The 11837-nt window shown below is 34.8% G+C and carries 12 protein-coding genes; 10 read left to right on the top strand and 2 right to left on the bottom strand.

What is annotated here, in order from left to right; translation table 11 throughout:
• Positions 1–35: 35 nt before the first annotated feature.
• A complete protein-coding gene (locus tag C8N37_RS21275) occupies positions 36–215 on the top strand; it encodes a hypothetical protein (RefSeq protein WP_045753606.1) in 180 nt (59 codons plus the stop codon).
• A 134-nt stretch (positions 216–349) separates the two neighbouring features.
• Here C8N37_RS21275 and C8N37_RS21280 read toward each other — a convergent pair whose 3' ends face one another.
• On the bottom strand, positions 350–1144 hold the full coding sequence (locus C8N37_RS21280) for a GLPGLI family protein (protein ID WP_045755421.1): 795 nt from the start codon (positions 1142–1144) through the stop codon (positions 350–352).
• A 10-nt stretch (positions 1145–1154) separates the two neighbouring features.
• Complete coding sequence (locus tag C8N37_RS21285) at positions 1155–3878, bottom strand: outer membrane beta-barrel protein (RefSeq protein ID WP_108160806.1); 2724 nt, start codon at positions 3876–3878, stop codon at positions 1155–1157.
• Positions 3879–4079: 201 nt separating this feature from the next.
• Between C8N37_RS21285 and C8N37_RS21290 the strand changes: the two genes are divergently transcribed.
• From C8N37_RS21290 to trpA, 9 genes are all read left to right on the top strand, one after another.
• Entirely contained in the window at positions 4080–5450 is a 1371-nt protein-coding gene (locus tag C8N37_RS21290; RefSeq protein WP_108160807.1) for a dipeptidase, read from the top strand.
• Between the two features lie 228 nt (positions 5451–5678).
• Positions 5679–6278 carry a lysophospholipid acyltransferase family protein gene (locus C8N37_RS21295; RefSeq protein WP_228115782.1) on the top strand — a complete coding sequence of 200 codons (600 nt, stop codon included), beginning with the start codon at positions 5679–5681 and terminating at the stop codon, positions 6276–6278.
• 29 nt (positions 6279–6307) lie between these two features.
• Entirely contained in the window at positions 6308–7066 is a 759-nt protein-coding gene (locus C8N37_RS21300; RefSeq protein WP_045755420.1) for an ABC transporter ATP-binding protein, read from the top strand.
• Between the two features lie 144 nt (positions 7067–7210).
• Positions 7211–7432 carry a DUF2795 domain-containing protein gene (locus C8N37_RS21305; RefSeq protein ID WP_021188822.1) on the top strand — a complete coding sequence of 74 codons (222 nt, stop codon included), beginning with the start codon at positions 7211–7213 and terminating at the stop codon, positions 7430–7432.
• A gap of 106 nt (positions 7433–7538) precedes the next feature.
• Positions 7539–7976 (top strand): hypothetical protein, encoded by a 438-nt coding sequence (locus C8N37_RS21310; protein WP_146171116.1) that lies wholly within the window; start codon positions 7539–7541, stop codon positions 7974–7976.
• Positions 7977–8185: 209 nt separating this feature from the next.
• Complete coding sequence (trpD, locus tag C8N37_RS21315) at positions 8186–9175, top strand: anthranilate phosphoribosyltransferase (protein WP_108160810.1); 990 nt, start codon at positions 8186–8188, stop codon at positions 9173–9175.
• A gap of 1 nt (position 9176) precedes the next feature.
• On the top strand, positions 9177–9815 hold the full coding sequence (locus tag C8N37_RS21320; protein WP_108160811.1) for a phosphoribosylanthranilate isomerase: 639 nt from the start codon (positions 9177–9179) through the stop codon (positions 9813–9815).
• Entirely contained in the window at positions 9796–10980 is a 1185-nt protein-coding gene (trpB, locus tag C8N37_RS21325) for a tryptophan synthase subunit beta (RefSeq protein ID WP_108160812.1), read from the top strand. The genes C8N37_RS21320 and trpB overlap by 20 nt, the downstream gene beginning before the upstream one ends.
• Before the next feature lie 4 nt (positions 10981–10984).
• Positions 10985–11755: a tryptophan synthase subunit alpha gene (gene trpA, locus C8N37_RS21330; RefSeq protein ID WP_108160813.1), complete on the top strand. Its 771-nt coding sequence runs from the start codon at positions 10985–10987 to the stop codon at positions 11753–11755.
• Positions 11756–11837: the final 82 nt, after the last annotated feature.

Below are 11837 nucleotides of genomic sequence, written 5' to 3' on the forward strand. Positions count from 1 at the left end.
AACAGGACCATAAAACTAAAATTATAATTATTAAAATGGAAAACTACGTAAAATTAAAAGAGTTAGTAGCATCGATCGAAGCAGATGCAGACAAATTTTTCAACAATGGTAACTCTGCTGCTGGTACTCGTGTACGCAAAGGATTACAGGACATTAAAACATTAGCACAAGAAATTCGTAACGAAGTTACTGCTAAGAAAAATGATGGTAAATAATTATTATTTACTTTATTAAAATAAAAGGCGCTTTAATAGCGCCTTTTATTTTAATAGCCTTTTTCAACATAAACAAAGCCCTCAAATAGTTACATTTGAGGGCTTTGTTTAGACAGGTAATGCTAGTCTTTCAATTATAAAGTAGCTAATTGCATGATGTATTTTACGGTCTCTTTATTCAACCATTGTGATATAGTCTCTGTAAATTGATCGACCATCTGTTTCCGTGTCATGGATTTAGTCTTCTTATTTTCAAAAACCTTTTTATCCATAACAATCGTATTGCTTAGTTCGACTTGAGTAGCAAAATAAGACACGTGCTGGCTTGGAACCACTAATCCCAAGATCATACCTGGTAAACCGTTTATAGACTCAGGTCCCCCACTAACTGGAATTTCATTGGCATAAAATCCGATGACATAAGTAGAATCAGAGGTAAAACCATTAGCTCTACGGCAGGTATAGCCAGCTATTTCACGGTACTCGTCTGTGATACGCCATTTTACTGTTTTCACAGAATCTTGGATGATGATTTTATCGCCCATCACATCATTAAATCGTTTATAGTCTTTAGTAGCCAAATTTGAAAGCGTTTGTGCATCAAAATCAAGAGCAAACATCATAATCAATTGCTTGACTTTCATATCCAATTCTTGTCCAACGACAGGTTGAAAAAGGGTTTCGTTGCCATTAAACTTTAACGTCTTTTTCAAAACTACATTTTCTGGTATTGTTGGAAGCATACGTTCAAATTGATCCTTTGAATTTCCGTCAGCTTTAGCAATAAATTGTTTGTTTACAATATTCTTCATATACATCGTCTTATCAAAAGATATCGAACCAACCTTAGAAAAAAGTGCATACTGCGCTTTTGCAAACGTACTGCAGCATAATAATATAAAAAGAATGCTATAATTAAGTATTTTCATGTGTCTCATCTTATAAAAACATTTTAGTAAAATCCCATGATAACTTCAACATATAATAACGTCTGATAGTATCATATCTTCTTTGTGTAAATACAGAGTTTGCAGCTGATCTGCTAAAGCCTTTATTTTGATTTAAGACATCATTAACTGTAAAGTCTAAAATTAAAGATTCATTTTTCAAGAATTTTTTACTAATTCCTGGATGTACCAAAAATTGCTCAAATTTCTGATCAAATGCTTGTGTGGCTGCTTCATATGTATAATCGTAATTCGTATATACTTTTAGTGTTTTAGTGAAAAAGTATTCAACACTACCAGAAGAGCCGAATACAAATCCGTTACTATTTGAATTTTGCTGCAAATTAGACTCCATTACACGATATTGTGGACTTAGATTTATATTAAAGTTCAATCCTGTTTTTGTGTCACGTGTAAACGTGTAAGTAAAGTTATAATTGGTTGTATTCACTTTATTAAGCTCACCATTGAAGAAATTATAATTTTCAGAAAGTGACCATGACAACTGTGGAGAGTTACTTAATCCCAGTTTCTTATTGAGTTTGAAATAATAACCAGACCAGAAATTTGTCGAAATATTTGTTTTCCCCGTTATATTATTCCATTCGTAAGTATTGATACCGTTTGAAGTTGTGATATTTTGTGAAATTGGATCTTTTACAAGGTTTAAATTACCTCCAACATATGCGTAACTTCCTGTCAATAATTTAAACGTATTATATCCTAAATTAAAATTGTGACTGAATGCTGGTTTCAAATTTTCATTACCAAGATAACGGTTCAATTGATCTGAATTATCTAGTATAGGTTGAATCTGATTTAAAGAAGGTAATTGATTGCGACCATTATAATTGAACCACATGTTTTTACCTTTGGTAAAAGAGTAACCTCCACTTAAAGATGGATTATAGGTGAAGAAACTTCTTGAGAAAGATGCTTTGGTATTGTTATTTTGTTGCTGTAGATCATCATTGTTAAAACTATTGGTAAAGTTAAACCTTAACTTCTCTGTGGTATACCCTAAAGCCACCTTGTAATTGCTACTTGTTCTATCAAAATCATAATCATTACTGAAACGTTCGTCAAGGTCATCATAATCTCCCGATCCTTTATTAAAAGATTCAACCAGAGAAGAACTTTTATTACTTTCAATACCGGCACCAATAGATAAATTTAAAACTTTAGACAAGGGTTCTGTATAAGTTAATGAAGCACGGTTATTGGTAACATTTTGTAATCTATTTTTACGTTGATCTGTGATAGAGTCTGTATCGAATTCATATTTATGTACCGTAGAAAAGAGCGATCCACCACCCGAAGTTTCATCTTTTCTGATCTCTCCGTTAAATGTCAACGACCTTCCTTTTTTCTTAAATTTATGGGTAAATAAAGCGCTTAAATTAAATGCTTTTACCGTATTGTCAGCAACTTCCCTTGTCTTTTCGGTTATAACTGAATCTAATTCTGCAGAAAACTGATAGGCTTCTCGTTTATTATCAGACCATAAATTCTTTTGCGAGGCTCCTCCACGAATAGTCAACGTATTCAAAGAGTCAAAGTTCAGGTCATATTTTAGGTTTACCCGATGTTGATCATTTTCTGTATCCACAGTTTTTACGGTACGGCTATTGATAAGACCACTCATCAAGGTCTCATCTTGACCGTCACTACTGATCCGCCCATACTTATAATTGATATTAACATTATGCTTGTTTTTATCAAATTTGTCCGAAAAATTAATACCCGAATTGATCGCTCTCGGAATACCAACAACTCCTTGTCCTGAGAAAGGATCAGTAAAGTTTGACCATGAAACAGATCCATCATCACCATAACTCACACCCGAGTCACCACCATACTTGTCTGCATCTTGCCAATTCATCGTAGTGGTACCGTTATTACCAAAAAGACCATAGGCTGATATTTTTTGTGAACCTTTAAATTTATTGACCATGATCTGCCCCATGTAATAATCATCGGTGCCCACTCCTAGCAATGCTTTTCCGAACATACCATTTTTAGCCCCATCTTTCAATTTAACATTAATGGTTTGTTCACGCTGACCATCATCCACTCCTGTTCGCTCTGCTTGATCTGATTTCTTCTCATAAACTTGTACTTTATCGACCATATCAGAACGCAAATTGCGCGTTACCAAAGTAGGATCATCTCCAAAGAATTCCTCTCCATCCACTAATACTTTTTTAACGGTCTTTCCTTGAGCAGTGATCTTGCCCGAAGCATCAACCGTGATACCAGGCAATACCTTCAACAAGTCTTCAACTTTAGCATTTTTTTCAACTTTAAAGCTACCTGCATCATATTCTGTTGTATCCCCCTTTATAGTGATTGGAATACGACCTGTCACAATAACTTCCTGTAAAAGTTGGGCAGTGCTTGTCAAACCAACTTTTAAAGCTGAATAGTCTTGATTTGGCAATATTGAGGTATAATAATCGCCATATTTTGGATAACTTACAATCAGTACACTCTCACTTTGAGTAGGTGTATTTAAAGAAAAGTTACCATTCTCATCAGATCTTGTAAAATCTAGAAGAATAGAGTCTTTGGCACTCAAGAGCATAATTGTTGCATTTGACAACTTCTGCTGATCTTTGGAATCGCTAATTTTACCATGAATTTTGCTCTGAGCAAAGCAGAAGCTCACAAGCATAGGTAAAAGCAATAACAAATGGAAAATTGTTTTTCTTTTCATCTAAAAAACTATTATTATCACGTTGGTTAATAAAACTGTTCAAATATATTGTATTGTTATAGCTATTAGATGGGCTTTCAATGGAAATGTTACAACAATTTTAATCTTTTTTTTAAATCTTTTAATAATGATCTTAAAACCATAATTATCAAAGTGAAATTATAATGTTTTACCTATTTTTGCTATAAATACATTCATACTATGCAAACTATACAAGAATATGTTGAGGCCAACAAACAACGATTTTTAGATGAGTTGTTTGATTTATTGCGTCTCCCGTCAGTAAGCGCTGATCCAAAATTCAAAGGAGATGTTGAAAAGACTGCGGAATTTGTCGCACAAAAACTAAAGGAAGCTGGCGCAGATCATGTAGAAATCTGTCAAACTGCTGGTAATCCTATTGTATACGGAGAAAAGATCGTTGACCCTGCACTTCCTACAGTATTGACTTATGGACATTATGATGTGCAACCTGCAGATCCATATGAATTGTGGGATACTCCGCCATTTGAACCAACTATTCGTGATGGCAAAATCTACGCTCGCGGTTCTGCTGATGACAAAGGACAATTTTATATGCATGTAAAGGCATTTGAATACATGATGAAAAATAACGCACTTGCTTGCAATATTAAATTCATGATTGAGGGTGAAGAAGAAGTTGGATCTGTTAATTTAGGAACTTTTGTCAAAGAAAATACGGAAAAATTAAAAGCTGATGTCATTGTTATCTCCGACACCTCTATGATTAGTCTAGAAACTCCATCTTTAGAGACCGGACTAAGAGGACTATCCTATGTTGAAGTAGAAGTAACTGGTCCAAATAGAGATTTACACTCAGGCGTATACGGTGGCGCGGTTGCAAATCCTGCTACAGTATTAGCAAAATTAATCGCATCATTACATGATGAGAATAATCATATTGCAATTCCTGGATTTTACGATGATGTGATAGAACTATCTCAGGAAGAACGTAACGAATTGAATAAAGCTCCATTTGAAATCGAAGAGTACAAAAAAGATCTAGGTGTAGAATCATTATGGGGTGAAGAAGGGTATTCTACCATCGAACGTACGGGTACACGTCCGACATTAGAAGTAAATGGTATATGGGGTGGTTATATTGGAGAGGGTGCAAAAACTGTACTTCCTTCTAAAGCATTTGCTAAAATCTCCATGCGCTTGGTGCCAAATCAAAATTCACAACGTATCACAGATTTATTCAAAAAACATTTTGAAGCAATTGCTCCAAAATATGTTCGTGTAGAAGTTAAACCTCATCATGGCGGTGAACCTGTAGTAACTCCTACAGACAGTGTAGCCTATAAAGCTGCCGAAAAAGCACTTACTGAAACATTTGGAGTAAAACCTATTCCAACTCGTGGTGGTGGTTCTATTCCTATTGTTGCTTTATTTGAAGAAGTCTTAGGTTTAAAAACAGTCTTATTAGGTTTCGGATTAAACAGTGACAACTTACACTCTCCTAATGAAAAATACGGTATTGAGAATTATTTGAAAGGTATTTCAACGATTCCCCTATTTCATAAATACTATGCTGAATTAAGTAAGTAAAAACTTACCAAAATATACGAAAGGGGGATATATAATCCCCCTTTTATAATATATTAGGCCTAAATTAAGACACCTTACTATTTGATGATTATATTCTTAAAGAAACTGCACCGCTACTTTTACTTCACAAGTGTTTTTATCATTTTCTGCTTTCTTTTCCCTTTAATATGGTTGTATGCAAGAAATCCAATAAAGAATTATACTAAAATAGCTTTTCTTAGGAGATGGATGAGTTTACTCGGTTCCTACTTTACAGGTATTTTCTATCGCGTCAAGTTTGAGGAAAAAATAGACTGGTCTAAGCCATATATCCTCTGTGCTAATCATACTTCGGTTCTAGACATTACAGCGATGACCTATATTTCACCAAGAGCGATCACTTTTATTGGAAAAGCTGAATTATTAAAGAATCCTGTGACAAGAATTTTCTTCAAAACCATTGATATACCGGTCGATCGTAAAAGTAAAATGTCGTCTTTTAGATCATTCAAAAAGGCTAATGAGATGTTAAAAGAGGGAAAGACGCTAGCCATATTTCCGGAGGGAAAAATTGATGAACAATACCCTCCAACAATACATCCATTTAAATCAGGTGCATTCCGTATGGCAATCGAAAATAATATTCCGATCATACCTATTGTGATTGAAAATGCCTGGGAGATCTTATGGGATGATGGTCATCAATTAGGTTCCCACCCTGGTATAGTAAAAATACAAGTATTTGCGCCAATAAATACACTGCAATACAATGAAAAGAATGCTTCAGACTTAGAAGATTACGTTTATAATAAAATGCTATTACATTGGAAATTGCAGAATAAATTGTAATTTAATCACCAAATTAAAAAACGTTCGTTATGGCTTCCTCAACATTAATTGAAATTCAAGAAATTGCCCGACAGTATACAATAGGAACAGAAACTATACATGCATTAACATCTGTTTCTTTAAATATAAAGAAAGGGGAGTTTGTTGCATTAATGGGACCATCCGGATCTGGAAAATCAACATTAATGAATATTTTAGGCTGTTTGGACACACCTAATCATGGTGCATATATTCTAAATGGTATTAATGTTAGTGAAATGTCTGATGATGAATTGGCTGAAGTCCGAAATAAAGAAATCGGTTTTGTTTTTCAAACTTTCAATTTATTACCTAAGAGTACAGCATTGGAGAATGTTGCTCTTCCTTTGATCTATGCCGGTATTAAACAAAGTGTACGAGAGGAAAAAGCTACTCAAGCTTTAAATAGTGTTGGCCTAGGCAATCGAATAGACCACCGTCCCAACGAACTTTCGGGTGGTCAACGGCAGCGTGTGGCAGTTGCACGTGCGTTGATAAACAACCCTTCTATCATACTCGCTGATGAACCTACAGGAAATTTGGATACCAAGACTTCTATTGAAATCATGGGACTTTTAGAAGAAATTCATTCGAAAGGAAATACGATTATCTTGGTGACGCATGAAGAGGATATCGCCCAACATGCACATCGAATAGTCCGTATGAGAGATGGTTTAATAGAGGCTGATTATCCTAATACAGATATCAAATCAGTTTCTCCTCGATTATCCGCTTTAGAAGAAAAAGGTGACGATTTTGAAAATATTTAATATATTGACGATTACTTCACGATATTTTTTCAAACTGAATATCAACACATTAATGTCTTTCATAAAAAATAAATAACAAATAACTTGCTAAAGACAAATTAAATTATATTTTTGCGAAAATTGAAAACTTAATCTGTTTTTATTATGTATTGGACATTAGAGTTAGCTTCGCATTTAGAAGATGCCCCTTGGCCGGCAACAAAAGATGAATTAATCGACTATGGTATTCGTTCTGGTGCTCCTGTTGAAGTAATCGAAAATTTACAAGATTTAGAGGACGACGGCGAGCCTTATGAAAATATAGAAGAAATTTGGCCAGATTATCCTACTAAGGATGATTTCTTCTTTAATGAGGACGAGTATTAATAAAAAATGCCTTACAATGATTTGTAAGGCATTTTTTATATCTATTAATCCTTTTCACCATATGAGAGTCTTAGCTATTATGATGACATACCTAAAAAGTATATGTTTGCTCCTATTATTAATAGCACCAAAGATTAATTTTGGTCAAGAAAATGAAGCTGCTGAGACTAATGTAGTTCTTATAAAGAAATTTATCGCTGCACTATATAATCCATCTACTGCCACTGATGTCATATTGAGTCAATATGTAACGATAAACAAGGAGTTAACAGATGAATATTTTGAATATCTCGAAGCAAGTTTGAATGAAGTGAGACTCAATATACAAATGAAAGACAGCAATCAAATACAATATATCAACTATTATCAACTTCCGAAGAAGGAAACAAGGGACATCGATCTAGAAGGAAAAAATGCAAATCATATTTACTTCCTAAAAGTAAAGGATAGGCTGGTTGTATCACTTTACTTAGATTCCGGGAAAATTGGATCTTTTACGTTAGTGTCAAAAGGCAATAATTTAGCTCATTTTGTGACATATTAAAAATAATTCGCTAAATCACTTGTTTTTTTTAAAATAATCAACCATATTTGCTATAACAATAACAAAATGAATATAAAGGTATTAAATAAGTCTTGGTGGTGGCATAACAGTTAAACTGTTGTGGCAAAAAACTATTGCTTAGATTTATCTATACATCAAAATAGTAGGCTTGCCTTTTTAGGTAAGCCTTTTTTTATTTTAATAGCAGCATGAAAAAAATATTAGCGCATTTATTCGAATATAAATCATTCAGCAGAAAAGAGGCTTATGACATCCTGATCAATATTACGGAGGGAAAATATGATAGTCATCAAATCGCAGCATTCATGACCGCATATGGCATGCGAAGTATCCGCGTGGAAGAACTAGGTGGATTTAGAGATGCCATGTACGATCTATGCCTAAAACTGGATTTTAACGGTTATGATCTAATCGATTTATGCGGTACAGGAGGCGATGGAAAGAATACCTTTAACATTTCTACTTTAGCTTCTTTTATTGTAGCTGGGGCAGGTTATCATGTCGCTAAACACGGTAATATCGGTGTTTCTTCGGGTTGTGGGTCTTCCAATGTCATGGAGTATTTAGGTTATCAATTTACAAATGATAAGGGCGAACTATCCAGACAACTTGAAGAAGCAAATATTTGCTTTCTACATGCACCATTATTTCATCCTGCAATGAAAACAGTTGCCCCTATTCGAAAGGCATTGGGAGTGAAAACTTTTTTTAATATGTTGGGCCCTTTAACAAATCCTGCAAATCCAAAATTTCAATCAGTAGGTGTCTTCAGTCTCGAGTTAGCCAGATTGTATGGCTATCTTTATCAGGAGTCAGCGAAACAATATTCTATTATACATGCACTTGATGGCTATGATGAAATATCTTTAACAGGTGATTTTAAAGTCATCACCAACTCAGGTGAACAATATTACAGTATCCCACAATTAGGATTTGATATTGTTCCACCAGCATCATTAGCCAGTGGAGAGACCATCAATGAGGCCGCAGATACATTTTTAACCATTATCAGCAATAAGGGTAATGATATTCAAAACAATGTCGTCCTTACAAACGCTGCATTTGCAATTAAAACATTTGATCCTGAGAAGACCTTTGCTGACTGTTTTTATGAAGCTGAAGAATCATTACAAAGTGGAAGAGCATTAAATAGTTTCAAAAAACTTATAACTAAATAACATGAGCTTAAAAATTAAAGTTTGTGGTATGAAAGATCTTGACAATATGCTTGATCTGATTAAATTACCGATAGACTATATGGGTTTGATTTTCTATGAGAAATCAAAAAGATATGTCAGCAGCCTAGATGCCCATTTTATAAAATCCATTCAAGGAATAAAAAAAATAGGGGTTTTTGTTAATGCGACTGAACAAGAAATTTTAGAAAAAATAGATACTTTCGGATTAACTGGAATACAACTTCATGGACATGAAGATCCAAATTTTTGTTTACAATTTAAATCCCGAGGTATCGTGGTCATCAAGTCTTTTGGCATTGATGAAAGTTTTGACTGGCAATCATTGGTGAAATACGATGACGCGGTTGATTATTTTTTATTTGATACCAAGAGCGTCAATCACGGTGGGACGGGAATACAATTTGATTGGAGTTTATTAAAAAACTACAAGCTAGAAAAACCATACTTTTTGAGTGGAGGCTTGAGTGCTGAAAATGTCATAACAGCAAGCCAATTTCCTGATCATCGTTTATATGGTCTCGATTTAAATTCTAAATTTGAATTTAAATCAGGGATAAAAAATGTAGAATTATTAGAACAGACATTGAAAAACATCAGTTATGAGCAAATACCAGGTTAATGAAAAAGGATACTATGGGCAATTTGGAGGTGCTTACATTCCAGAGATGCTATATCCAAATGTAGAAGAACTGCGTGAGCAATATTTAGATATCATTCAAGAACCGAGTTTTCAGCAAGAATTTAATCAGCTTTTGAGAGATTATGTTGGGAGACCATCACCACTATACTATGCGAGCCGTCTTTCAGAGAAATATGGCAGTAACATCTACTTAAAAAGAGAAGATCTCAATCATACTGGTGCACATAAAATAAACAATACCATTGGTCAGATCTTACTAGCACAACGACTAGGTAAGAAAAGAATTATTGCTGAAACAGGTGCTGGACAACATGGAGTGGCAACTGCTACGGTATGTGCTTTAAAAGGTTTACAATGTGTCGTGTATATGGGAGCGATCGATATTGAACGACAAGCACCAAATGTTGCTCGCATGAAAATGATGGGAGCTGAAGTTATTCCAGCAGAGTCGGGAAGCAAAACATTAAAAGACGCTACTAATGAAGCTCTTAGAGATTGGATAAATAATCCTGTTGACACACATTACATTATTGGTTCTGTAGTAGGTCCACACCCCTATCCTGATATGGTTGCGCGCTTTCAATCCATCATATCGGAAGAAACAAAAAAGCAGTTGTTTGAAAAAACGGGCCAGTACAATCCTGATTATGCAATAGCATGTGTAGGAGGAGGCTCCAACGCAGCAGGCATGTTTTACCATTTCGTAGATGAAGAATCCGTAAAACTAATCGCTGTAGAAGCCGCAGGATTAGGTGTTGATTCTGGCGATTCTGCTGCAACAACAGCGCTAGGAAAAGAAGGTGTATTACATGGAAGCCGGTCAATTCTGATGCAGACCCCAGATGGACAAGTTATAGAACCATATTCCATATCTGCGGGTTTGGATTATCCAGGAATTGGTCCACAGCATGCTTGGTTATTTAAATCTGGTCGAGGCAAGTATGTAAGCGTAACCGATAAAGAAGCAATGGAAGCTGGATTATTATTGACAAGATTGGAAGGGATCATACCAGCCATTGAAAGTGCTCATGCACTAGCATATTTAGAAAAGATGCAATTGAAACCAGAAGAAACTGTAGTCATCTGCCTTTCAGGTCGTGGAGACAAGGATTTGGACAATTATATGAAATATTTCGGTTTTTAAAACAATGAGAAAAATACAAAAAACAGGAGATCAAGGTCTCCTATCTATATATTTTACAGCAGGATATCCCACGCTCGACAGTACGGTGGCTATTGCTAAAAAACTGGAAGAATCAGGGGCCGATTTTTTAGAAATAGGTTTTCCATATTCCGATCCTGTTGCTGATGGCCCTACCATTCAACATAGTTCAGAAGTTGCTCTAAAAAATGGCATGAATGTAGAGATTCTTTTTGAACAATTAAGTGAGCTACGCAAACATGTCACTATTCCTGTATTTTTAATGGGGTATGTCAATCCTTTATTACAATATGGTGTAGAGCGATTTTGTGCCGACTGTAAAAAAGTGGGTGTTGATGGCATTATCGTACCGGACTTACCTATGTATGAATATGAGGAACTGTATCAAGATGTTTTTGAGCAAAATGATGTTGCTAATATTTTTATCGTTACTCCACAAACATCAGAAGAGCGCATCAGAAAAATCGACAATCTTTCTAACAGTTTTATCTATTTACTATCTTCCAATGCAACAACGGGGACAGAATTGAGTGTGGGAGATAAAACAACAACTTATTTTAAACGCATAAAAGATATGAACCTTAAAAGCCCTTTAGCAATTGGCTTTGGAATTTCAAATAGACAATCTTTTGAACAAGCGACAACTTACGCCACAGGAGCAATTATTGGAACTGCTTTTGTCAAACTATTGGGGAAAGAAAATTATTTGGACGAAATTCCAAGTTTTATTAACTCAATAAAAGGTGTAGCGTCCTAGAATAGGTTGACATATAAATTTAACGATAATTATCCTTACTTGACTATTTCAAGTAAGGATTTTTTGTTTATGTACTTGACTA

Origin of the sequence: Sphingobacterium faecium, from assembly GCF_003054045.1 — a bacterium.
Lineage (GTDB): Bacteria > Bacteroidota > Bacteroidia > Sphingobacteriales > Sphingobacteriaceae > Sphingobacterium > Sphingobacterium faecium.